The organism is Bradyrhizobium monzae, from assembly GCF_021458635.1.
GTDB lineage: Bacteria > Pseudomonadota > Alphaproteobacteria > Rhizobiales > Xanthobacteraceae > Bradyrhizobium.
Genome location: NZ_JAIRDQ010000004.1, coordinates 80,099 through 102,202, shown reverse-complemented (window position 1 = coordinate 102,202; position 22,104 = coordinate 80,099). Strand labels below are relative to the sequence as shown.

Annotated in this window: 22 protein-coding genes; 15 read left to right on the top strand and 7 right to left on the bottom strand. The window is 64.2% G+C overall.

Going from position 1 to position 22,104, the window contains the following annotated elements:
• Positions 1-20: 20 nt before the first annotated feature.
• Genes K3F49_RS16895 through K3F49_RS16885 form a run of 3 tightly spaced genes read left to right on the top strand, consistent with a single transcriptional unit; the run spans position 21 to position 5,303 of the window.
• Positions 21-1,811, top strand: coding sequence for an acyl-CoA dehydrogenase C-terminal domain-containing protein (locus tag K3F49_RS16895; RefSeq protein ID WP_234682086.1), 1,791 nt, complete (start codon positions 21-23; stop codon positions 1,809-1,811).
• A gap of 48 nt (positions 1,812-1,859) precedes the next feature.
• Positions 1,860-3,068 (top strand): acetyl-CoA C-acetyltransferase, encoded by a 1,209-nt coding sequence (locus tag K3F49_RS16890; RefSeq protein ID WP_234682085.1) that lies wholly within the window; start codon positions 1,860-1,862, stop codon positions 3,066-3,068.
• Between the two features lie 18 nt (positions 3,069-3,086).
• Positions 3,087-5,303, top strand: a complete 2,217-nt coding sequence (locus K3F49_RS16885) for an FAD-dependent oxidoreductase (protein ID WP_234682084.1) — start codon at positions 3,087-3,089, stop codon at positions 5,301-5,303.
• 447 nt (positions 5,304-5,750) lie between these two features.
• Here K3F49_RS16885 and K3F49_RS16880 read toward each other — a convergent pair whose 3' ends face one another.
• A complete protein-coding gene (locus tag K3F49_RS16880) occupies positions 5,751-6,059 on the bottom strand; it encodes a hypothetical protein (protein ID WP_234682083.1) in 309 nt (102 codons plus the stop codon).
• Between the two features lie 224 nt (positions 6,060-6,283).
• Positions 6,284-6,898: a glutathione transferase GstA gene (gene gstA / locus K3F49_RS16875; protein ID WP_234682082.1), complete on the bottom strand. Its 615-nt coding sequence runs from the start codon at positions 6,896-6,898 to the stop codon at positions 6,284-6,286.
• Between the two features lie 126 nt (positions 6,899-7,024).
• On the opposite strand from gstA, the gene K3F49_RS16870 reads away from it, so the two are divergent.
• The 3 genes from K3F49_RS16870 to K3F49_RS16860 all read left to right on the top strand — a co-directional run bounded on the left by K3F49_RS16870 (position 7,025) and on the right by K3F49_RS16860 (position 9,694).
• Positions 7,025-7,522: a MarR family winged helix-turn-helix transcriptional regulator gene (locus K3F49_RS16870; protein WP_234682081.1), complete on the top strand. Its 498-nt coding sequence runs from the start codon at positions 7,025-7,027 to the stop codon at positions 7,520-7,522.
• 99 nt (positions 7,523-7,621) lie between these two features.
• On the top strand, positions 7,622-8,992 hold the full coding sequence (locus K3F49_RS16865; RefSeq protein ID WP_234682080.1) for a glutamate--cysteine ligase: 1,371 nt from the start codon (positions 7,622-7,624) through the stop codon (positions 8,990-8,992).
• 111 nt (positions 8,993-9,103) lie between these two features.
• Positions 9,104-9,694, top strand: a complete 591-nt coding sequence (locus tag K3F49_RS16860; protein WP_234682079.1) for a PAN domain-containing protein — start codon at positions 9,104-9,106, stop codon at positions 9,692-9,694.
• 7 nt (positions 9,695-9,701) lie between these two features.
• Here the strand turns inward: K3F49_RS16860 and K3F49_RS16855 are convergent, their stop codons facing one another.
• From K3F49_RS16855 to K3F49_RS16840, 4 genes are all read right to left on the bottom strand, one after another.
• Positions 9,702-10,268, bottom strand: a complete 567-nt coding sequence (locus K3F49_RS16855; protein WP_234682078.1) for a nucleotidyltransferase family protein — start codon at positions 10,266-10,268, stop codon at positions 9,702-9,704.
• 125 nt (positions 10,269-10,393) lie between these two features.
• Positions 10,394-11,170 carry a signal peptidase I gene (lepB, locus tag K3F49_RS16850; RefSeq protein WP_027533065.1) on the bottom strand — a complete coding sequence of 259 codons (777 nt, stop codon included), beginning with the start codon at positions 11,168-11,170 and terminating at the stop codon, positions 10,394-10,396.
• Positions 11,167-12,594, bottom strand: coding sequence for a metalloprotease TldD (tldD, locus tag K3F49_RS16845; RefSeq protein WP_234682077.1), 1,428 nt, complete (start codon positions 12,592-12,594; stop codon positions 11,167-11,169). The genes lepB and tldD overlap by 4 nt, the downstream gene beginning before the upstream one ends.
• Positions 12,595-12,707: 113 nt before the next feature.
• Complete coding sequence (locus K3F49_RS16840; RefSeq protein ID WP_234682076.1) at positions 12,708-13,241, bottom strand: invasion associated locus B family protein; 534 nt, start codon at positions 13,239-13,241, stop codon at positions 12,708-12,710.
• Positions 13,242-13,680: 439 nt separating this feature from the next.
• On the opposite strand from K3F49_RS16840, the gene coxB reads away from it, so the two are divergent.
• The 9 genes from coxB (at position 13,681) to K3F49_RS16795 (ending at position 20,762) form a co-directional block, all read left to right on the top strand.
• The gene (coxB, locus tag K3F49_RS16835) at positions 13,681-14,535 is read left to right on the top strand and encodes a cytochrome c oxidase subunit II (protein WP_234682075.1); all 855 of its coding nucleotides are present in this window, start codon (positions 13,681-13,683) and stop codon (positions 14,533-14,535) included.
• 87 nt (positions 14,536-14,622) lie between these two features.
• Complete coding sequence (ctaD, locus tag K3F49_RS16830) at positions 14,623-16,251, top strand: cytochrome c oxidase subunit I (RefSeq protein ID WP_234682074.1); 1,629 nt, start codon at positions 14,623-14,625, stop codon at positions 16,249-16,251.
• 65 nt (positions 16,252-16,316) lie between these two features.
• Positions 16,317-17,261, top strand: coding sequence for a heme o synthase (locus K3F49_RS16825; protein ID WP_234682073.1), 945 nt, complete (start codon positions 16,317-16,319; stop codon positions 17,259-17,261).
• A 7-nt stretch (positions 17,262-17,268) separates the two neighbouring features.
• A complete protein-coding gene (locus K3F49_RS16820) occupies positions 17,269-17,433 on the top strand; it encodes a CoxF protein (RefSeq protein ID WP_148754405.1) in 165 nt (54 codons plus the stop codon).
• Between the two features lie 5 nt (positions 17,434-17,438).
• Positions 17,439-18,086 (top strand): cytochrome c oxidase assembly protein, encoded by a 648-nt coding sequence (locus K3F49_RS16815; RefSeq protein WP_234682072.1) that lies wholly within the window; start codon positions 17,439-17,441, stop codon positions 18,084-18,086.
• 63 nt (positions 18,087-18,149) lie between these two features.
• On the top strand, positions 18,150-19,046 hold the full coding sequence (locus K3F49_RS16810) for a cytochrome c oxidase subunit 3 (protein WP_234682071.1): 897 nt from the start codon (positions 18,150-18,152) through the stop codon (positions 19,044-19,046).
• A gap of 78 nt (positions 19,047-19,124) precedes the next feature.
• Positions 19,125-19,526 (top strand): DUF983 domain-containing protein, encoded by a 402-nt coding sequence (locus K3F49_RS16805; RefSeq protein ID WP_234682070.1) that lies wholly within the window; start codon positions 19,125-19,127, stop codon positions 19,524-19,526.
• On the top strand, positions 19,523-20,287 hold the full coding sequence (locus K3F49_RS16800; protein ID WP_234682069.1) for an SURF1 family protein: 765 nt from the start codon (positions 19,523-19,525) through the stop codon (positions 20,285-20,287). Before K3F49_RS16805 ends, K3F49_RS16800 begins: the two co-directional genes overlap by 4 nt.
• Before the next feature lie 109 nt (positions 20,288-20,396).
• The gene (locus K3F49_RS16795; RefSeq protein ID WP_234682068.1) at positions 20,397-20,762 is read left to right on the top strand and encodes a nuclear transport factor 2 family protein; all 366 of its coding nucleotides are present in this window, start codon (positions 20,397-20,399) and stop codon (positions 20,760-20,762) included.
• Here K3F49_RS16795 and K3F49_RS16790 read toward each other — a convergent pair.
• Positions 20,759-22,096, bottom strand: a complete 1,338-nt coding sequence (locus tag K3F49_RS16790; RefSeq protein WP_234682067.1) for a histidine kinase — start codon at positions 22,094-22,096, stop codon at positions 20,759-20,761. The genes K3F49_RS16795 and K3F49_RS16790 overlap by 4 nt on opposite strands.
• Positions 22,097-22,104 lie beyond the last annotated feature (8 nt).

Sequence of the window (22,104 nt, the reverse complement as noted above, 5' to 3'; positions counted from 1 at the left end):
CGCCATGCCGGGAGACCGCAATGCCGATCTATAAAGCCCCCGTCGAAGACGTGAACTTCCTGCTCAACGACGTCTTCCAGATCGACCGCTACGACAATCTCGCCGGCTTCTCCGACGCGTCGAGCGACGTACGCGAGGCCATCTTGGGCGAAGCCGCCAAGCTCGCCGAAGAGGTGCTGCAGCCGCTCAATCGCGTCGGCGATCTCGAAGGCTGCAAGCGCGCCGAGGACGGCAGCGTCACCACCCCGAAGGGCTTCAAGGACGCCTTCAAGCAGGTGGCCGAGGGCGGCTGGCTCGGTCTGTCGGCTCCGACCGAGTTCGGCGGCCAGGGCCTGCCGGTGACGCTGAGCCAGGCGGTCAACGAATTCCAGATCTCCGCCAACATGGCGTTCTCGATGTATGGCGGCCTCACCATGGGCGCGACCGCGGCGCTGATCGTTCATGGCTCGCCGGAGCAGAAGCAGACCTACGTGCCGAAGATGGTGGCGGGCGAATGGACCGGCACCATGAATCTGACCGAACCGCAGTGCGGCACCGACCTCGGCATGCTCCGCACCAAGGCGGTGCGCCAGGCCGACGGCAGCTTCAAGATCACGGGCACCAAGATCTTCATCTCGGCCGGCGAGCATGACCTCGCTCCGAACATCATCCACCTCGTGCTCGCCCGCATCGAGGGCGCACCTGCGGGCATCAAGGGCGTCTCGCTGTTCGTGGTGCCGAAATTCCTGGTGAATGCCGACGGTTCGGTGGGCGCCCGCAATGGCGTCGTCTGCGGCTCGATCGAGCACAAGATGGGCATCCACGGCAATTCGACCTGCGTGATGAACTACGACAGCGCCACCGGCTGGCTGATCGGCGAAGAGAACAAGGGCATGCAGGGCATGTTCGTGATGATGAACGAGGCCCGCCTCGGCGTCGCGGTTCAGGGTCTCGCGCAGTCCGAGGTCGCCTATCAGAACGCGGTCGCCTATGCCCGCGAGCGCATCCAGGGTCGTTCGCTGACCGGCGTGAAGGCGCCGGACAAGCCGGCCGACCCGATCATCGTGCATCCCGACGTGCGCCGGACGCTGCTGTCGATCCGCGCCTTCAACGAGGCCGCGCGCGCCTTCGTGATGTGGACCGCGCTGAAGAGCGACGTCGCCCATCGCTCCGAGGATCCGAAGGATCGCCAGGCCGCCGACGATCACATGGGCTTGATGACGCCGGTGCTGAAAGGCTTCCTCACCGAGTACGGTTTTGCCAACGCGGTGCAGGCGCAGCAGATGTATGGCGGTCACGGCTACATCGCCGAGCAGGGCATGGAGCAGTTCGTGCGCGATGCCCGCATCGCCATGATCTACGAAGGCGCCAACGGCATCCAGGCGCTCGACCTCGTCGGCCGCAAGCTGCCGCGCGACGGCGGCCGCGCCATCATGGCGTTCTTCGGCGAGGTCATGGCCTTCGCCAAGGAGAACGGCGGCGACGAGGCGCTGAAGCCTTTCATCACCCCGCTCTCGGCCTCGCTCGGCCATCTGCAGCAGGCCACGACCTGGCTGATGCAGAACGCGATGGCGAAGCCCGACAATGCCGGCGCCGCTGCGACCGACTATCTGCATCTCTTCGGCTTCGTCGCGCTTGGCTATATGTGGGCGAAGATGGCGAAGGTGACGAATGCCAAGATTGCCGCCAGCGGGGCGACGCCCTATCTCTCGACCAAGCTCGTGACCGGCCGTTTCTTCATGGAGCGGATGCTGCCGGAAACCGCGGCCAATCTCGCGCGCATCCAGTCCGGCTGCGCCACCATCATGGAACTGCCGGCGGAAGCGTTCTGAGCCTGCTTCCGCACTATCAAGATTCGAACAACAGATCAGGAGGGCGTCATGCCTGAGGCATTCATCTACGATCACGTTCGCACCCCCCGCGGCCGCGGCAAGGCGGACGGCGCGCTGCACGAAGTCACCGCCCTGGCGCTCGCCACCGTGCCGCTGAAGGCGCTGAAGGACCGCAACAATTTGCCGGAAGATTCCGTCGATGACGTCATTCTCGGCGTGGTCGATCCGGTCGGTGAGGCCGGCTCCGACATCGCGCGCTTTGCCGCGCTCAAGGCAGGTCTCGGTGAAGCCGTCCCCGGCGTGCAGATCAGCCGCTTCTGTGCCTCCGGCCTCGACGCCGTGAACTTTGCGGCCGCGCAGGTGATGAGCGGCCAGCATGAACTCGTGATCGGCGGCGGCGCCGAATCGATGAGCCGCGTCGGCATCGGCGCCTCCGGCGGCGCCTGGCCGATGGATCCCTCGATGGCGGTCCCAGCTTATTTCATGCCGCAGGGCGTTTCGGCTGACCTGATCGCCACCAAATACGGCTTCTCGCGCGACGACGTCGACGCCTACGCGGTGCAGAGCCAGCAACGCGCGGCGAAGTCCTGGGATGAAGGCCGCTTCAACAAGTCGGTCGTGCCGGTGAAGGACATCAACGGCCTCACCATCCTCGCCAAGGACGAGCACATGCGTCCTTCGACGACGATGCAGTCGCTGGCGCAGCTGCAGCCGTCGTTCACGATGATGGCGCAGATGGGCGGCTTTGACGGTGTCGCGGTGCAGTCGCATCCCGAGATCGAGCGCGTCAACTATGTGCATCACGCCGGCAATTCGTCGGGTATCGTTGATGGCGCCGGCGCCGTCCTGCTCGGCAGCAAGGACGCGGGCGCGAAGTATGGCCTCAAGCCGCGCGCAAAAATCCGCGCGTTTGCCAACATCGGCTCGGAGCCGGCGATGATGCTGACTGGTCCGGTTGACGTCACCGAAAAGCTGTTCGCGCGTTCCGGCATGAAGAAGTCGGATATCGACCTGTTTGAGCTCAACGAGGCCTTCGCCTCCGTGGTGCTGCGCTACATCCAGGCCTTCGACATCGACAACGCCAAGATCAACGTCAATGGCGGCGCCATCGCGCTCGGCCATCCCCTTGGCGCCACCGGCGCGATGATTTTGGGCACCGTGCTCGACGAGCTCGAGCGCACCAACAAGTCCACCGCCCTGGTGACGCTGTGCATCGGCGGCGGCATGGGCACCGCGACCATCATCGAGCGCGTCTAAGGGTAGGGAGCAACCAACATGGCTTACAAGAACTTCAAGGTTGAGACCGATTCCGACGGCATCGCGCTCATCACCTGGGACATCCCGGGCCGTTCGATGAATGTGCTCGACGAGACCTCGACCAGCGAGCTCGACGCAATCGTCAAGGCGACCACGGCTGACGCCGCAGTGAAGGGCGTCGTCATCACCTCCGCCAAGGACGCGTTCTGCGCCGGCGCCGATCTGTCCATGCTCGAAGGCATGAACCAGGCCTACGCAAAGGTCTTCAAGGAGCAGGGCGAGACCGCGGCGAACCAGATGCTGTTCGAGCAGAGCCGCCGCTTCTCGCAGGTGCTTCGCTCGATCGAGACGTCAGGCAAGCCGTGGGCGGCCGCGATCAACGGCCTCGCGCTCGGCGGTGGCTTCGAGATCACGCTGTGCTGCCACTATCGCGTGGCTGCGGAGAATCCCAAGACGCGCCTCGGCCTGCCCGAGGTCAAGGTCGGCTTGTTCCCCGGCGCCGGCGGCACGCAGCGCGTGCCGCGGTTGGTGCCGCCGCAGGACGCCATGACGATTTTGCTCAAAGGCGACCCTGTTACGATCGAGAAGGCCAAGCAGCTCAATCTGATCCACGCCATCGTTCCGGCCGCCGACCTCGTCAAGGCGGCGAAGGACTGGATCAAGGGCGGCGGCAAGGCGGTTGCGCCCTGGGACGAGAAGGGTTTCAAGCTGCCCGGCGGCCCCGTGTTCTCCAAGGCCGGCATGATGATGTTCCCGGCCGGCAACGCGATCTATCGCCGCGAGACCTACGACAACTATCCGGCCGCACGCGCAATCATGAGCTGCGTCTATGAAGGCCTGCAGTTGCCGATCGACGCCGCGCTTCGCGTCGAGTCGCGCTATTTCACTTCAGTGCTTCGCTCGAAGGAAGCGGCCGCGATGATCCGCAGCCTGTTCCTGTCGATGCAGGAGCTGAACAAGGGCGCGCGCCGTCCGAAGGACGTGCCCGCAACCAAGGTGAAGAAGATCGCCGTGATCGGCGCCGGCTTCATGGGTGCGAGCGTCGGCTACGTCTCGGCTCGCGCCGGCCTCGACGTCGTGCTGATCGATCGCGACCAGGAAAGCGCCGACAAGGGCAAGGCGCATGCGCAGAAGGTGATTGAGGACCAGATCAAGAAGGGCCGCGCCAAGCCGACCGACGCCGAGGCGCTGCTCGCACGCATCACGCCGACGGCGGACTATGCTGCGCTGAAGGACGTCGACCTCGTCATCGAGGCCGTGTTCGAGGACCGCAAGGTCAAGGCGGAGACCTTTGCCAAGGCGCAGGAGTATCTGAAGGCCGACGTGATCTTCGCGTCGAACACCTCGACGCTGCCGATCACCTCGCTGGCCGAGGGCTTCAAGGACCAGGGCAAGTTCGTCGGCATCCATTTCTTCTCGCCCGTCGAGAAGATGATGCTTGTGGAGATCATCAAGGGCAAGAACACCGGCGATCTCGCGCTCGCGACCGCGCTCGATTACGTTCGCCAGATCGGCAAGACGCCGATCGTCGTCAACGACAGCCGCGGCTTCTTCGCCAACCGCTGCGTCGGCCGCTACGTCGCCGAGGGCAATGAGATGTTTCTCGAAGGCGTGCCGCCGGCGATGATCGAGAACTGCGCCAAGATGGCCGGCATGCCGGTCGGCCCGCTCTCACTCTCGGACGAAGTCGCGCTCGACCTCGGGCTCAAGATCATGAAGGCGACCGAAGCCGATCTCGGTCCCAACGCCATCAACCCCGATCAGAAGAAGCTGATGGTGGAGCTGGTCGAGAACCAGGGCCGGCTCGGCCGCAAGAACAGCAAGGGTTTTTACGACTATCCCGAGAAGGGCAAGGGTCAGAAGAGCCTGTGGCCGGGCTTGTCCGCGCTGCAGCCGAAGCAGCTCGATCCTGACGCGCTCGACGTCGAGGAGCTGAAGCAGCGCTTCCTGGTAGTGCAGGCGGTAGAAGCCGCGCGTACGGTGGAGGATCACGTCATCACCGATCCGCGCGAGGCGGATGTCGGCTCGATCCTCGGCTTCGGCTTCGCGCCGTTCACCGGCGGCACGCTGTCCTACATCGACTTCATGGGCACGCAGAAGTTCGTCGAACTCTGCCACAAGCTCGAGGCGAAATACGGCTCGCGCTTCACGCCGCCGAAGCTTCTCGAGGAGATGGCCGCGAAGGGTGAAACGTTCTACGGCCGGTTTGCACCGAAGAAGGCAGCTGCTGCCTGATCGATCGCGTTCGCTTGAAACAAGAAGGCCGGATCGTCGATCCGGCCTTCTTTGTTTTCCTGCGACATCATCACGGTTACGTCAGATTGGTTCCCACGTTGTGGAACCGCCCACAAAATCCGGCTAGGAACCGTGCCTGAGTCTCGCTGCCCTTTGTCGCGCAATTGTCATATGCGCGACAAAGCGGCGCCGTTCTTTTGCTCGGCCTTGGCATCACTCTTGCTCACCAGTCGGGTGACGAACCCTGGGACACTTGCCGCTCCATCGGCAAGTTGAAGACGAAATAAGAAAGTATCCTTGATGAACTCTTTGGTGCTGCGAAAGACCGCGCTCGGTCGCGATGTCGCTGCGAAACATGCTGTCGCGTCCACGACCGGCCGCCTCTCGCCGCAACAGAAGCCGGCGCGCCTGCGGCGCAGGGGGCCCGGGCTTTGGGCGGCGTTGGCGTTACTTGTGCTCGCGGCGGATTTTCTGCTCGCCCACCTCGCCTGGCTCGCCGTCGACTTCGTCATGCGGTGATACGTCCCGCGCATACCGCAGATAGGTTGTCGCGAAGTAGGCGAGCTGGGAGACGGCAAGACAGATGGCAATGACGGTCACGCCCGCCATCATTCCGAACGCGTAAGCGCGAAGAATGATCGCCGCGACAACTGCGATTAAGGGCGAAAGCACGACCAGCGCCCAGATCCTGAAAAAACAACCTGTCGCTATTCCCACCACTACGCTTGCAACGATCAGGACGAAGGCAATCGTCAAGTTCAACCCCGATGCGAGTCCGAATAGTCTTTGATCAATCACGCTCGCCCGCTTTGCGGGTGGTGACAAGACAGCACCACTTACATTCCGCGAACAGTAGTTCATAAGTCTAATGGGAGGTACGATGGTCCGGCGAAGGAGCGTCGCGCCGGCGTCGCCTTACAGCCAATAAGAAAGGCCGGATCGTCGATCCGGCCTTTTGGCTCGCTGCATGTTGCGAGCGTTCACGCGGCCTGCGCCAGCCCTTCCTTCTTCAAGGCCTCCTGCACTTTCGGCCGGGCGGCGACGCGGGCCTTGTAGGCGGTGAGGTGGGGCATCGCCGAGAGGTCAAACTTCATCCGGTCGCCCCAGGTCAGCATCGTGAAGAGATAGCCGTCGGCGACCGAGAACTGCTTGCCCATGAGGTAATCGCGGCCGGCGAGCTCGCCGTCGATGTGCTTCAGCTTGCCCATGACGCGGTCCTTGAAGAACGCCTTGGCTTCGTCGTTGAGCGCCGGCGCGAACAGCGGGCCGAAGCTCTTGTGCACCTCGGAGGTAAGGAAGTTCAGCCATTCGAGCAGCTTGTAGCGCTCGGAACTGTCGCGCGCGGGCGCCAAGGCCTTGGCCGGGGCCTTGTCGGCGATCATCTGGACAATGACCGGGCCTTCGGTCACGATCTCGCCGCTGTCGAGGCCCAGCGCAGGGACCTGACCCTTCGGATTGACCTTCAGATAGTCCTCACCGTTCTCGAGCTTCTTGGCCCGGATATCGACCTTGACGAGCTCGTAGGGCAGGTCGGCCTCCAGGAGCGCGATATGGGGGGACAGCGAGCAGGCGCCGGGCGAGTAATACAGTTTCATGGAATTTCCTCCTCTTGACGCTTGGTTGGGGCGAAAGAACGCCTACATGCACCTGCATGCAATAGTCAAGATTGATGCAGGTGCATCGAGTGGGGTAAGAAGCGGACGACGAAGTTGAGCGGCACCATGAAACGCAAACCATCGACCGAGGCAACCAGTGCCTGGATCCGCCTGATGCGGGTGCAGAGCCGAGTGCTCGACTGCGTCGAGCAGGACCTCAAGAAGGCAGGGTTCCCGCCACTGGCCTGGTACGACGCGCTCCTCGAATTGTCGCGCGCGCCGAGCGGAGAGCTGCGCCCGGTGGAACTCGAGCGGCAGATGCTGATCCCGCAATACTCCACCTCGCGCCTGATCGACCGCCTGGTCGACGAGGGGCTAGCCTGCCGGCGCGAATGCAAGATCGACAAGCGCGGCCAGTTCGTCGAGATCACAGAGGCCGGCCGCGAGTTGCAGAAGCGGATGTGGGGCGCCTATTCGGCTGCGATCGAGAAATATGTCGGCTCGAAACTCTCCGATGCCGATGCCGTCAAGCTCAGCGGTCTGCTCGACCGCCTGGGCTGCGCGTGCGGCGAGATGAAACTGCCGCCCGTCGTCAACGTCAACGAAACCTCGCCGTCGCGATGACCGCGCGGCAAACCAGCACGTCCGCGCGCCCGGTGGGTTCGCGGACCATCCCCGTCACCCGCGCGCATTCGATCGAAGCGCTTCTGATTAGAGTTTGATATGGCGCGAGACCAGATCGATATGACGCCGCTGCAATCGCGCGACGAGCTCGTTGCGTGGTTCGAGGCCGGCTGCAAGGACCCGTCCGAATTCCGCATGGGCACTGAGCACGAGAAGACGCCGTTCACGCTCGAAGGCCACCGACCGGTGCCGTACGAGGGCCCGCGCGGCATCGGCGCTCTGCTCGAAGGCATGAAGCTCCTACTTGGCTGGGAGCCGATCATGGAGAAGGGCAACATCATCGGCCTGTACGACGTCACCGGCGGCGGCGCGATTTCGCTCGAGCCGGGCGGACAGTTCGAGCTGTCCGGCGCGCCGGTCGAGAACGTGCATCAGACCCAGAGCGAGCTGATGGCGCATCTGGCGCAGGTGCGCGAGATCGCGACCCCGCTCGGCATCGGTTTTCTCGGGCTCGGCATGACGCCGTCCTGGTCGCGCGCCGACATTCCGGTGATGCCCAAGGGCCGCTACAAGATCATGACCAATTACATGCCGAAGGTCGGCCAATACGGCCTCGACATGATGTACCGGACCTGCACGGTGCAGACCAATCTCGACTTCTCGTCCGAAGCCGACATGGTCAAGAAGCTGCGCGTCTCGCTGGCGCTGCAGCCGGTCGCGACCGCTTTGTTCGCCAATTCGCCGTTCACCGAAGGCAAGCCGAACGGCTTCCTGTCCTTCCGCTCCGAGATCTGGCGCGACACCGACAATGCGCGTTCGGGCATGATGCCGTGGGCGTTCGAGGACGGCATGGGTTTTGAGCGCTATGTCGACTATGCGCTCGATGTGCCCATGTATTTCGTCAAGCGCGGCGACGATTACATCGACGTGTCGGGCTCCTCGTTCCGCGCCTTCTTCGACGGCCGCAACAACAATCTGCCCGGCGAGCGTCCGACGCTGTCGGACTGGGCCAACCATCTCTCGACGATTTTCCCGGAAGTGCGGCTCAAGCGTTACCTCGAAATGCGCGGCTCCGATGGCGGCCCGTGGGGCCGTCTGCCGGCACTGTCGGCGTTCTGGGCCGGGCTGTTCTATGACGACGTCTCGCTCGACGCCGCCTGGGACCTGGTGAAGCACTGGACCGCGCCCGAGCGTCAGGCCCTGCGCGACGATGTGCCGCGCTTCGGCTTCAAGGCGCGGATCAAGGACCGTTATCTGTTCGAGATCGCCAAGGAGTGCCTCGTTCTGGCACATGCGGGCCTGCGTCGCCGCGGCCGCATCGACGCGATCGGCCGCGACGAAACGCGGCATCTGGAGCCGCTCGACCGCATCATCGATTCCGGCCGAACCCCGGCCGAAGAGATGCTCGAGAAGTTCAACGGCGCCTGGAAGGGCTCGGTGGAACCGGCCTATGCGGAATACGCGTTCTAGTTATATCGGCCACGATCAGGATTTGAGCTGTTCATCGCCCATACAGGTTTGCGGCGATCAAATGACCGGCCGAAAAACCTGAGCGCCGTCAATAACTCGAAAGCTGTTCGGATGTGGAAGGGCCGCCTGCCTGGGGCCGTCATGGCCAAGGTCTTGGCAAAGGTCTTGGCATGCGTCGTGACTTGCGCCACGCTGCTGTTGCTCGCTTTTGCGAGCGGGCCTGCGCGCGCCCAGACGGCGTTCGACCGGCCTGGCGGCGATTATTTCAACACGCCGGTCACGTCAGGTGATCCCGAGGATTGCGCGCTGCTCTGCGAGCGCGATCGCAAATGCCGCTCCTGGAGCTTCAGCTATCCCGACATCGACGGCGCCGCTGCGGTGTGCTGGCTCAAGAATACCGTGCCGCCGCGGGTGCCGGGTAGTTGCTGTATCTCCGGCGTGCGCGGCGCCGGCGTGATCGAGCCGCGCGTCGAGGGAGTGGAGACCTCGATCGACCGCCCCGGCGGCGATCTGCGCAATTTCGACCTCAAGGAAGGCGAAGGCGAGGAGGCCTGCAAGGCCGCCTGCACCGCCGACAACAAATGCCGCGCCTTCACCTATGCCCGTCCCGGCTATACGGGCCGCGAAGCGCGCTGTTTCCTGAAAAAGGACATCAAGCCGCCGCGGCGGAAGGCGGGGTTCACGTCGGGTGTTGTGAGGTAGGTTCGGATCACTCGGCGGCAATCACCGTGATCTCCGGCCACAACGCTTTCCATCGCGCCGCCTTCGCGGCGTAGTTCGCCGCAGAAAAATTCAGAGCCGGATTGGGCCGCACGATCAATCCCGCGACGTCGTTGAACCCATGCGGCGCGTAAACCTCATGGCCGTCGTCCGCGCGCATCACGCCGATTTGCGTGTTCTGGGTGAGGAAGCGGTCGATGCCGTCAGTCGCGCGCGTCAAGGGCGGATAGGGCAGGGCGTGCTTGGCCGGGTACCACAGGTGCACGCGTGCCTGATTGCGGGTCTCGATCTTGACTCCGAGATGCCCGAGTCGAGCTTGCACCTTGCGGATCACGGAGTCTTCCGCTTCCCAGGAAGTATTGGGATCGAAATAGAACACGTCGTAATCGGCGATGCCATGATCGATGGCGCGGCCGGTGAGCACGTTCCAAACCGTTTGCACCAGGCATCCCGAGACCAGCCACGCATCAGGCAGCGCGAGGCGGTGGAGCTCGTCGATGATCGCAACGTTGATCGGGTTCTTCAGCGCCAACGCGAGGAAGCGCGCCTCATCCATTGTGCCACTCACGCGCACTTGCGCGCATCATAATCCGTTCGCGCGGCCTTCGATGCCAGCGCGCGCCAGCGCCGCCGCAGAAGCGGCTCGACGGTCGCGCGCCTGGCCTTGGTCATGAGATCGGCTCAGTGCACGGCGGTGAAGAACCGGGCGAGGCGGAAGCCGGAGAGCCAGGTCCACACCGGCTGGCCGCGCATGCCGAGATCCCAGGAGCCGAGCACGGCATCGGCACGACCGACCAGATTGTCGACCGGCAGCAGGCCGACGCCGCCGGAGCGCAGCGGGACGCGGCTGTCGGCCGAGTTGTCGCGGTTGTCGCCAAGCACGAACAGATGTCCGGCCGGCACCGTCACTTCCTGGGTGTTGTCGAGCGGACCGTTGTCGCGCATCTTGAAGATCAGGTGCTTGACGCCGTTCGGCAGTGTCTCGACATAGCGGTAGGCGGGCTCGCTGCCGCCATTGTCGTCCTCGGCGGCACCAACGCCATCCGGCTTGAGCTCGGCGGGGCGATCGTTGATGAAGAGCTGCCCCTGTCGCATCTGGATGCGATCGCCGGGCAGGCCCACGACGCGCTTGACCCAGGCCTGCGAGCGGTCGCCGGGCCAGCGGAAGACCACGACATCGCCAGCCTTCGGCGTCTCAGCGAAGACGCGGCCGGTTTCCGGCAGGTTGATCTGGATCGGCAGCGACGAGGTGCCGTAGCCATAGGGGAATTTCGAAGCCAGCAGGGCGTCGCCGATCAACAGCGTCGGCTCCATCGAGCCCGACGGCACGTAGAACGGTTCGGCCAGCGCGCCCTTGGCGATGAAGACGGCGGCGACGATGCCGGCGAGCTGCACGAGCTGACCGCCCCAACCGCTGCTCTTCCGCTTGGTGCTGACAGTTACTTTCTCAACGCTCATGCGCCCGTTCCACCCACCGTAATGCGTTCCATCAGCAGCGACGGCTGGCCGACGCCGACCGGCACGCCCTGGCCGTTCTTGCCGCAGGTGCCGATGCCGGTATCGAGCGCGAGATCGTTGCCGATCATACGGATGCGATGCAGGTCGGTCGGCCCGTTGCCGATCAGCATGGCGCCCTTCAGCGGCGCGCCGATCTTGCCGTTCTCGATCTTGTAGGCCTCGGTGCACTGGAAGACGTATTTGCCCGAGGTGATGTCGACCTGTCCGCCGCCGAAATTCGCGGCAAACACGCCGTTCTTCACCGACGCGAGAATCTCGGCCGGATCGCGCTCGCCTGCGAGCATGTAGGTGTTGGTCATGCGCGGCATCGGCACATGGGCATAGCCCTGGCGCCGGCCGTTGCCGGTCGGCTTCATGTTCATCAGGCGCGCATTCTGGCGGTCCTGCATGTAGCCGACCAGGATGCCGTCCTCGATCAGCACGGTGCGATTGGTCGGCGTGCCCTCGTCGTCGATCGACAGCGAGCCACGGCGCGAGGCAATGGTGCCGTCGTCGACCACGGTCACGCCCTTGGCCGCGACTTGCTGGCCCATCAGCCCGGCAAACGCAGACGTCTTCTTGCGGTTGAAGTCGCCCTCGAGGCCGTGACCGACCGCTTCATGCAGCATCACGCCGGGCCAGCCGGCGCCGAGCACGACGTCCATCTCGCCGGCAGGGGCGGGAATCGATTCCAGATTGACCAAAGCCTCACGCAGCGCGCCGTCGGCGGCGTCGCGCCAGTTTTTGCTCTCGATGAATTCGGCGTAGCCGGCGCGGCCGCCATAACCCTTGCTGCCGCTTTCCTGGCGGTCGCCCTGGCCGGCGACGACGGAGACGTTGACGCGCACCAGCGGCCGGATGTCGCGATAGCTCTCGCCGTCGGGCCGCAGGATCTCGACGACCTGCCAGGTCGCGCCCAGGCTGACGCTGACCTGCCGCACCCGCGGATCCTTGTCGCGCAGATAGGCGTCGATTTCGGCGAGCAGCTTGACCTTGGTCTCGAAGCCCGGCGCATCCAGTGGATTGTCGTCACTATAAAGCCGCACATTGGTATGCGCCGGCGGGGCTGCAAAGCTGCCGGAATAGCCGCCGCGGACGGCGGCCACCGCGTCGGCGGCGCGAATCAGCGCCGGCAGCGACACGTCGGAGGAATGTGCATAGCCAACGGCGTCGTCCTTGACCGCGCGCAGGCCAAACCCTTGCGAGGTGTCGTAGGTCGCCTGCTTCAGCCGCCCATTGTCGAACATCAGCGCTTCGGTCTGGCTGTATTCCAGGAACAATTCGCCGTCGTCGGCGCCGGCAAGGCCGCGCGCGAGTTCGTTGCGAACCTGGTCGCGGTCGAGATTGGCGCGGTCGAGCAGGGAGGTTGTGGCAGGATTTGTCATGCGTCCGTCCATTATCGGGGGATGTGAGGCAAGATAATGGTTTCGGAACGGTTCCGCGAGGGCGCGCCGCGTCACATTACGGAAACAATAGATTCACCAGCGACTTTCAGCGCCTAAGGCAGCTTGTCATATCCCTCGCCGAGCCCGTTCAGGCTGAGCGGGAAGCCGATGCCTTCCTCAGGCGTCTCGAAGATGATGAAGGTCGCGGTCTTGGCGCTGCGGAGCTGACCAAGCAGCTTGTCGTCCATGACGACCTCGGCGACGCAGCCATTGGGCAGGCAGCGGACGAAGCCGGCGCGGCCGACGTCCTGGTTGTCGAGCTTCAGCCCCAGGCCCGAGGGTAGCAGCACGCCCAAAGGGGCGACCACCCGCATCAGGCGGCTCTTCTGGTCGGCGGTCTTGAGCACGATCACGGTGAGGCCGGCGTTGGAGCGGTCTTCCGCCACCACGCTCTGGATCAGGGCGCATTGCTCGGCCTGGGCGCCCGGTGGAGTGTCGCAGCGGATCTGCCAGTCGCCATGGACGGAGCGCACCGCGCCCTGCGCATGGGCTAGGCCCGGCAATGCAAGGAGAAGGGCGGCGGACAGCAGGCCGATCAGGACCGTGAAGCGGTTAGCCGGCCTTGCCATGCATCTCGAAAGCCCCATCGGGGTCGGTCCCTCTGCTCGCGCGCGCTGGTGGACTGATACGGCAATGACGGCGTCTTGAAGGCAATTCCCAAGCAAATCCCGCGCCGCCTTGGCCCGCCATCGCCGGCACGAATCAGGTTCCTGCGCAACTGTCCGCCAGTGCCTACCGCCGGCAATTCAGCTGTCAAGCCGCGGCATCCCGGGAAACGGTATTTTTGTCTGATCTTGCTGGGAAATATCTTGCGGGTGATGGCTGACAGTGGGGGCCGAAGACTGCATTGCGATAGATCAAGAATTATGGTTTGAGAGGCTTGATTTCGGCGTTTGAGCGATCTGGCCCCAATTCCTCTTAGAGGTATTCTTGCGCGGCGGTTTGTCGGACGGGCGGGTCGAATAAGCATTTCCCGGACATACGGGAATGCACCTGGGGTGATTTCGTAAGGGGAGCGCGAGCGGCATGAGGATGTCGAAGAGTCGGGTGGGCCGGCATTTGCTGGGATTGGCCACCATCGCCTTGGTGGCCGCTGGCATCACGTTGGCGACGGGCGGCGCGGCATTTGCCGAGCTCGGGCAGCCGGAGCCGTGGGAATGGCATCTCCAGGCCTCCGGGTCTCCGGTGATGGACAATATCGTCTGGTTTCACGACTTCTTGTCCGTACTGATCATCGTGATCACACTGTTCGTGCTGGCGCTGCTCGTGGTCGTGGTGGTGAAGTTCAATTCGAAGGCCAATCCGGTGCCGTCGCGAACCACCCACAACACGCTGATCGAGGTGGTGTGGACCCTGGTACCGGTGCTGATCCTGGTCGGCATCGCGGTGCCGTCGTTCCGCCTGCTGTTCCTCGAGCTCGACGTGCCGAAGGCGGATCTGACCATCAAGGCCACCGGCAAGCAGTGGTACTGGTCCTACGCCTATCCGGATAACGGCAAGTTCGAGTTCGACTCGCTGATGGCCCAGGACAAGCAGCCCCGCCTGCTCGGCGTCGACAACGAGATGGTGGTGCCGGTCAACAAGGTGATTCGTGTTCAGGTCACCGGCGCCGACGTCATCCACGCGTTCGCGCTGCCGGCTTTCGGCGTCAAGATCGACGCCATTCCGGGGCGGCTGAACGAGACCTGGTTCAAGGCCACCAAGACCGGCATGTTCTATGGCCAGTGCTCGGAGCTCTGCGGCAAGGACCACGCCTTCATGCCGATCGCGATTCGCGTCGTGAACGACCAGGAGTTCGCCTCCTGGGTCGAATCGGCAAAGAAAAAATATGCGAGCGGCGGCACCAGCATTTTCGCCTCCGCAGCCGGCCCGACGCAGTAAGCGCCGGGCGACGGCTTGACGGACTGAAAGCGACATAAAGGGCGGGACCTCCAAAGGTCCGAATGGGACGCAAGGCAGGATTTGAAAATGGCAACCAGCGCAGCGGCACACGGCGATCACGCGCAAGACCACGGACATGACCACGAGCACGCCCATCCGACCGGATGGCGTCGTTACGTGTATTCGACGAACCACAAGGACATCGGCACGATGTACCTGATCTTCGCGGTCATCGCCGGCATCATCGGTGCCGCGATGTCGATCGCGATCCGTGCCGAATTGATGTATCCGGGCGTGCAGATATTCCACGAGACGCACACCTATAACGTGTTCGTGACCTCGCACGGCCTGATCATGATCTTCTTCATGGTCATGCCCGCGATGATCGGCGGCTTCGGCAACTGGTTCGTGCCGCTGATGATCGGCGCGCCGGACATGGCGTTCCCGCGCATGAACAACATCTCGTTCTGGCTGCTGCCGGCCTCCTTCGCCCTGCTCGTGATGTCGACCTTCGTCGAGGGCGAGCCCGGCGCGAACGGCGTCGGTGCCGGCTGGACCATGTATGTGCCGCTGTCGAGCACCGGTCACCCGGGCCCGGCCGTCGACTTCGCGATCCTCTCGCTCCATCTGGCGGGCGCCTCGTCGATCCTCGGCGCGATCAACTTCATCACCACGATCTTCAACATGCGCGCGCCGGGCATGACCCTGCACAAGATGCCGCTGTTCGTGTGGTCGATCCTGGTAACGGTGTTCCTGCTGCTGTTGTCGCTGCCGGTTCTCGCCGGTGCGATCACCATGCTGCTCACCGACCGCAATTTCGGCACGACGTTCTTCGCGCCCGATGGCGGCGGCGACCCCGTGCTGTTTCAGCATCTGTTCTGGTTCTTCGGTCACCCCGAGGTGTACATCCTGATCCTGCCCGGCTTCGGCATGATCAGCCAGATCGTCTCGACCTTCTCGCGCAAGCCCGTGTTCGGCTATCTCGGCATGGCCTACGCCATGGTCGCGATCGGTGGCATCGGCTTCGTGGTGTGGGCGCATCACATGTACACGGTCGGCATGTCGTCGGCGACGCAGGCCTATTTCGTCGCCGCCACGATGGTGATCGCGGTTCCGACCGGCGTGAAGATCTTCTCCTGGATCGCGACGATGTGGGGCGGCTCGATCGATTTCCGTGCCCCGATGATCTGGGCGGTGGGCTTCATCTTCCTGTTCACGGTCGGCGGCGTCACCGGCGTCGTGCTGGCGAACGCCGGCGTCGATCGCGTGCTGCAGGAGACCTACTACGTCGTCGCCCACTTCCACTACGTGCTGTCGCTTGGCGCGGTGTTCGCGATCTTCGCCGGCTGGTACTACTGGTTCCCGAAGATGACGGGCTACATGTACAACGAGACGCTGGCCAAGGCGCACTTCTGGTTCACCTTCGTCGGCGTCAACCTGGTGTTCTTTCCGCAGCACTTCCTCGGCCTGTCGGGCATGCCGCGCCGCTATGTCGACTATCCGGATGCGTTCGCCGGCTGGAACCTCGTCTCCTCGCTCGGCTCCTACATCTCCGGCTTCGGCGTGCTGATCTTCCTCTACTGCGTGTTCGACGCCTTCATGAAGAAGGTCCCGGCGGGCGACAATCCGTGGGGTGCAGGCGCGACCACGCTGGAGTGGACGCTGTCCTCGCCGCCGCCCTTCCACCAGTTCGAAGTGCTGCCCCGCGTGCAGTAAGCGACAAAACTTCCGCGGCGCTCGTGACGGGCGCCGCGGCTCTACAAAGAAACGAGTAGGTTTAAGTGTCCGTCCTCGATCAGAACGCCGTCGACATCAATCCCCGCATCTCCGAGGCGGAGGTCGGTGATTACCTCGCGCTGCTCAAGCCGCGGGTGATGTCGCTCGTGATCTTCACCGCGCTGGTCGGGATGGCGATGGCGCCGGGACGCTTCCACTGGGTGCTCGCGATCACCTCGCTGCTCTGCATCGCGGTCGGCGCCGGCGCCTCCGGCGCGCTCAACATGGCGCTCGAGGGTGACATCGACGCCAAGATGTCGCGCACAGCCAACCGCCCGATCCCGCGCGGCCGCATCACCCGGCCCGAGGCAATGGCGTTCGGCATGACGCTCGCCTTCTTCTCGGTGATGACGCTCGGCATTCTCGTCAACTGGATCGCGGGCGCGCTGCTCGCCTTCACCATCTTCTTCTACGTCGTGATCTACACGATGGGCCTGAAGCGCTGGACCGCGCAGAACATCGTGATCGGCGGCGCCGCCGGCGCGCTGCCGCCGGTGGTGGCGTGGGCGTCCGTCACCGGTACGGTCGACGTCGAGCCGTTGCTGCTGTTCGCCATCATCTTCTTCTGGACGCCGCCGCACTTCTGGGCGCTGGCGCTGTTCCGCTCCGACGACTATGCCCGCGCCGGCATTCCGATGCTGCCCAATGTCGCCGGCCCCGATGCGACCCGTCTCCAGATCTTGCTCTACACCATCGTGCTGATCGCAGTGGCTGCCGCGCCCTGGGCGCTCGGCTATTTCGACGCCACCTACGGCGTGACCTCGCTGGTGCTCGGCGCCGGCATGCTGGTGCTCGCGATCAACGTGTATGTGCGCCGCGAACGCAGCCAGTCGCTGCGCGCGACGCGAAAACTGTTTGCCTTCTCGATCCTGTATCTGTTCGCGCTGTTCGCGACCCTGCTGGCCGAGGTCGTCTACCGGGCGCTTGCTCCCATGGTTGGGGGCGCATGAGGCAGGAATGGCTGACAAACCCGAGCCAGATGGAATCGTCCTCACCGAGGCGCAAAAGAAGAGCCGCCGTCAGCGTTCGATTGCGATCGCGCTTGCGCTCGGCGTTCTCGTCATCCTGTTTTTCGCTGTCACCATGGTCAAGGGACCGGCGGTTCTAGTTCGGCCAATGTGAGAGAGATGGATCGAGAGCCGACCATATCGCAGGACGTGACCTCAAAGCCGGTGCGCCGTGGTTTGGGTCGCGACGCATTGGTCGCCTCGATCTGCGGCGGCGTCGTCGCGCTCATGGTCGGCGCGTCCTACGCAGCGGTGCCGTTCTACAACTGGTTCTGCCGCGCCACCGGCTTCAACGGCACGACTCAGGTCGCGACCTCGGCGCCAGCCACCGGCCCGATCGCACGCAAGATCGCGGTACGCTTCGATGCCAACGTCGCGCCCGGTCTGCCCTGGAAGTTCGAGCCGGAGCAGACCGAGGTCGAGGTCAATATCGGCCAGGTCACCACGATCTACTACACCGTGACCAACCAGGCCGCGCGCACCACCTCCGGGCAAGCCGCCTACAACGTCGCGCCGCTGACGGTCGGCTCCTATTTCCAGAAGATCAACTGCTTCTGCTTCACCGAGCAGACCATGGCGCCCGGCGAGAAGCGCGAGATGCCCGTGGTGTTCTACGTCGATCCGTCGATCGTCGACGACCACGACAATGACGGGCTCGGCACCATCACGCTGTCCTACACGTTCTATCAGGTGAAGGATCCGGTGGTGAAGCCGCTCGCATTCGGCGATGACGACAAACGCAAGGGAAATCTCCAGCCGCCGGGTTGACGCTCAGGGTTGGAATAAGGGGATAAGTGCCGGACAGGCACGGGATTGAGGAGACAGACCGTAATGGCTACCGCGCAAGGCAAGCATCACGACTACCACTTGGTCGATCCGTCCCCCTGGCCGGTGGTCGGCTCCATCTCGGCCTTCGTCATGGCGGTCGGCGCGATCACCTGGATGCACCACATGGTCTCGGCCGCGCCGATCATCTTCGGTATCGGCACCGTCGGCGTGCTCTACACCATGGCGAGCTGGTGGGGCGACGTGATCAAGGAAGCCCAGTACAAGGGCGACCATACCCGGGTCGTACAGATCAGCCATCGCTACGGCATGATCCTGTTCATCGCCTCCGAGGTGATGTTCTTCGTTGCCTGGTTCTGGGCCTATTTCAACGCCGCGCTGTTCCCGGCCGACGCCGTCCACGCCACCCGCGACGCCGTGTTCGGCTGCGGCCTTGGCACCGCGGCCGGCGCGTGCACCGTGCCGGGCACCTGGCCGCCGCATGGCATCGAGACTTTCGATCCCTGGCATCTGCCGCTGCTGAACACGCTGATCCTGCTCACCTCCGGCACCACGGTCACCTGGGCGCATCACGCGCTGCTCGAGAACGACCGCCAGGGCCTGAAATACGGCCTGATCCTCACCGTCCTCCTGGGCGCGACCTTCACCTGCGTGCAGGCCTATGAGTACAGCCACGCGGCGTTCTCGTTCGGCGGCAACGTCTACGGCGCGACCTTCTTCATGGCGACCGGCTTCCACGGTTTCCACGTGCTGGTCGGCACCATCTTCCTGCTGGTCTGTCTGTTCCGCGCCTATGCCGGCCATTTTACGCCGACGCAGCACCTCGGCTTCGAGTTCGCGGCCTGGTACTGGCACTTCGTCGACGTGGTGTGGCTGTTCCTGTTCCTGTGCATCTACGTCTGGGGCCACGGCGCCGAGGCTATGGCCCACGGCGCACACTGAGCCGCGGTCAATCGATCTGGAAAGGGCGGCCGCAGGGCCGCCCTTTTGCTTTCCGAAACTGTGATAGAGTTGCGCGTCATGAACGAACCTGCCGGCACTCCCGAGTCCCAGCCCACGGTCCTGCAAAGCGCACTGCGCGGGCTCGCCTGTAAATGCCCGCGCTGCGGTGAAGGCAAGCTCTATGCGGGCTTCCTGACGCTCGCGCCATCCTGTGACGTCTGCGGTCTCGACTACGCCTTCATCGATGCCGGTGACGGTCCGGCGATCTTCATCATCATGCTGGCCGGCGCGATCGTGGTCGGTTGCGCGCTCGTCGTCGAGGTCAAATATCAGCCACCATACTGGCTGCATGCAGTGCTGTGGCTGCCGTTGATCCTCGCAACCACGCTTCTCCCACTACGCTCCATGAAATCGCTGCTGATCGCGCTGCAATTCCACCACAAGGCAGCACCTGGCCGACTGGTCGACCGCGCGAAATGAGCGAGCCTGCGCGCAAGCCTCGCGTGGCCGGCTTTGCGCTGTTCACGCTTCTGCTGACCGCGGCCTTCGTCGCGCTCGGTGTCTGGCAATTGCAGCGACGCACCGCCAAGCACGAACTGATCGCCGCACTCACCGAGCGCCTCGCGGCCGCGCCGATCGCGCTGCCGCCGCCTGCGCAATGGGCGGCGCTGACGCCTGCGCGCGACGAGTTTCGCCGCGTCAGCTTCACGGCGACCTATGCGGCTTCGCCGGATGCGATGGTCTACTCGTCCGGCTCCGCCGTGCGCAGGGATGCCTCCGGCCCCGGCACCTGGGCATTCCTGCCGGCGCGGCTGCCGAGCGGCGAGATCGTCGTGATCGATGCGGGGTTCGTCGAGAACACGATGCAGGAGCGCAGCGTCGAGGATCGCGCGGTGAAGAAGCTCGTCACCGGCGCGCCGGTCGCGCTCACCGGCTATCTGCGGTTTCCGGAAGCACCGGGATGGCTGACGCCGGCCGAGAACCTGGACAAGCGGCTGTGGTTCGCGCGCGATCATCTGGCAATCGCAAGCGCGCTTCATTGGGGCGCTGTCGCGCCGTTCTACGTCGACCTCGAGCAGCCGGCTCCCGAGAACAACATTCCACGTCCGGGGCCGCTGGACGTGAATTTGAAAGATGACCATCTGCAATACGCGATCACCTGGTTCGCGCTCGCAGGCGCGGTGCTGATCGCCTTTGTGGTTTGGGTCAGGGGACGGCGAAAGAGCGAAGCGAGTCCGTAGGTTCCCGGTGGGGACCCGGAATCGCCCGGGCTTTATTATTCAGCACATATTCACGAGGGTGGTCCTAAGCCGACCTGAAATATTTTCCGCGGCAAACAGGATTGCTGGCGTGGGCGATTTCGATCAGATGGGACTTGTCGTCGATTGGGTGGATGCCTGCCGCAGGGGCGACCTTGCGATGCTGCTCGACCTCTATGCCGACGATGCCGAGCTGGAATGCACGTGCAACGGCACGCATCTCTATCGCGGCCGGCGCGAGCTCGAAACCTATTGGGGACCGAAACTCAGCGCCTTCTCCTCGGCTGGCTTCGGGCTGGAGGAGATCCATCCCGCGCAGAACGGCATCGATCTCGAATATTCCGTCGCGGGCGCGCTGCGCGTCCGCGCCACGTTCCGCTTCAGCGCGGAAGGCAAGATCTACAGCACGCAGTGCGAGCCGGCGCAGCAGGGCTCGCACGATTGCGGTGCGTGCTAGCCTGTGATCGGGGCGTGGACTTCCCCGAGTGGAAGGCGGCAGCGCACATAGGTTCGTTCGTCCGCCCGCAGCAGTGACAGGGATCCGCTGAGCGCCCGAACGCGCTCGTGCATGCCGGTCAGGCCTCGGCCGAAGACATTGTCGGCGGGAAAGCCGCTGCCATCGTCGGAGACGTCGATCGCGAGGACATCGCCGGCAATCGCGGTCTCCACATGGGCGTTGCGTGCTCCGGCGTGGCGCAGCACGTTGGTCAAGGTCTCCTGGATGACGCGGTAGACGGTCTGGGCCAGCGGTCCATCGATCTCGTTGAGACCGGGATCGATCGCGGCGGTGAGGCCGATATGCGGCGCTTGCCTGCGAAAGTTCCGGAGCAGTGTCTGCACGCTGGCCTCAAGCCCCAATTCCTCGATGTAGAGCGGCCGCAGCCGGTCGAGGATGCGGCGGTTGGTTTGCTGGAGCGCCTCGACCGATCGCATCACCTCCTGCACGGACTTGCCGAGATTTCCCGTCTGTGGTGCGGCCTCGCTCAGCGCGATCGTGCCGGCGCGGATGCTGAACAGCAGCGGGCCAAGTTCGTCGTGCAGCTCGCGGGCGAGATCGCGCCGCTCATTGTCCTGCAGCGACACCAGGCGGTGCAGTAGATCGCGATTGTCCTGGCTCAATTGCGCGAGCGTCGCTGCCAGCGCATTGGCCTCCTCGCAGCTCTGCCGGATTTCCGGCGGGCCTGCGACCGGGATCGGCATCGCATAATCGCCTTGCCGAATACGGGTGAGGCCTGCGCCGAGATTTTGCAGGGGCCGTAGCGCCGATCCTGCGAACAGATAGGCGATCGTTCCGGTCAGCACCATCAGCACCGCAATGAGGCTCGTCAGTGCCAGAAAGCCGATCCACTTCTCGAACAGGTCGGCCGACATGTCGGGCACGAACACGATGTCGCCAATGTGCCTGCCGTCGATGACGACGGGAGACGCCGCGTTCATGTCGGGGATGGCGATCAGGTCCACGAACCATTGCGGCACGCCATGCATATCCCGCAGGCCCTCCCGCACAAGAGGCGAGGGACCCGCCTCCACGGGTCGGAATTGGATATCAGAGGCGGTGCCCAAAGAATTGACAAAGGCGTCAAGCACCTTCCGCGGATTGTCTGACGCGCTCAGGGCGCTGTTGAGCGCGACAGCGACGGTTTGGGTCGAGCGTCGACCGGGCTCGTTCTCGTCGGCCAGTTGGCCGCCCGCGAAGGTCTGGAGCAGCACGCCGCCCATCGCCAGCGCGGCAATAAAGCTCACGCCGAGCGGAAGAAACAGCTGGGTCCTGAACGAGAGTCGGTGCCACATTAGGTCAA

What these genes read in the sequence shown, in the direction of transcription:
- K3F49_RS16895 (WP_234682086.1), top strand. Translation starts at nt 21, where the DNA reads ATGCCGATCTATAAAGCCCCCGTCGAAGACGTGAACTTCCTGCTCAAC.
- K3F49_RS16890 (WP_234682085.1), top strand. Translation starts at nt 1,860, where the DNA reads ATGCCTGAGGCATTCATCTACGATCACGTTCGCACCCCCCGCGGCCGC.
- K3F49_RS16885 (WP_234682084.1), top strand. Translation starts at nt 3,087, where the DNA reads ATGGCTTACAAGAACTTCAAGGTTGAGACCGATTCCGACGGCATCGCG.
- gstA (WP_234682082.1), bottom strand. Translation starts at nt 6,898, where the DNA reads ATGAAACTGTATTACTCGCCCGGCGCCTGCTCGCTGTCCCCCCATATC.
- K3F49_RS16870 (WP_234682081.1), top strand. Translation starts at nt 7,025, where the DNA reads ATGAAACGCAAACCATCGACCGAGGCAACCAGTGCCTGGATCCGCCTG.
- K3F49_RS16865 (WP_234682080.1), top strand. Translation starts at nt 7,622, where the DNA reads ATGGCGCGAGACCAGATCGATATGACGCCGCTGCAATCGCGCGACGAG.
- K3F49_RS16860 (WP_234682079.1), top strand. Translation starts at nt 9,104, where the DNA reads ATGTGGAAGGGCCGCCTGCCTGGGGCCGTCATGGCCAAGGTCTTGGCA.
- K3F49_RS16855 (WP_234682078.1), bottom strand. Translation starts at nt 10,268, where the DNA reads ATGGATGAGGCGCGCTTCCTCGCGTTGGCGCTGAAGAACCCGATCAAC.
- lepB (WP_027533065.1), bottom strand. Translation starts at nt 11,170, where the DNA reads ATGAGCGTTGAGAAAGTAACTGTCAGCACCAAGCGGAAGAGCAGCGGT.
- tldD (WP_234682077.1), bottom strand. Translation starts at nt 12,594, where the DNA reads ATGACAAATCCTGCCACAACCTCCCTGCTCGACCGCGCCAATCTCGAC.
- K3F49_RS16840 (WP_234682076.1), bottom strand. Translation starts at nt 13,241, where the DNA reads ATGGGGCTTTCGAGATGCATGGCAAGGCCGGCTAACCGCTTCACGGTC.
- coxB (WP_234682075.1), top strand. Translation starts at nt 13,681, where the DNA reads ATGAGGATGTCGAAGAGTCGGGTGGGCCGGCATTTGCTGGGATTGGCC.
- ctaD (WP_234682074.1), top strand. Translation starts at nt 14,623, where the DNA reads ATGGCAACCAGCGCAGCGGCACACGGCGATCACGCGCAAGACCACGGA.
- K3F49_RS16820 (WP_148754405.1), top strand. Translation starts at nt 17,269, where the DNA reads ATGGCTGACAAACCCGAGCCAGATGGAATCGTCCTCACCGAGGCGCAA.
- K3F49_RS16815 (WP_234682072.1), top strand. Translation starts at nt 17,439, where the DNA reads ATGGATCGAGAGCCGACCATATCGCAGGACGTGACCTCAAAGCCGGTG.
- K3F49_RS16810 (WP_234682071.1), top strand. Translation starts at nt 18,150, where the DNA reads ATGGCTACCGCGCAAGGCAAGCATCACGACTACCACTTGGTCGATCCG.
- K3F49_RS16805 (WP_234682070.1), top strand. Translation starts at nt 19,125, where the DNA reads ATGAACGAACCTGCCGGCACTCCCGAGTCCCAGCCCACGGTCCTGCAA.
- K3F49_RS16800 (WP_234682069.1), top strand. Translation starts at nt 19,523, where the DNA reads ATGAGCGAGCCTGCGCGCAAGCCTCGCGTGGCCGGCTTTGCGCTGTTC.
- K3F49_RS16790 (WP_234682067.1), bottom strand. Translation starts at nt 22,096, where the DNA reads ATGTGGCACCGACTCTCGTTCAGGACCCAGCTGTTTCTTCCGCTCGGC.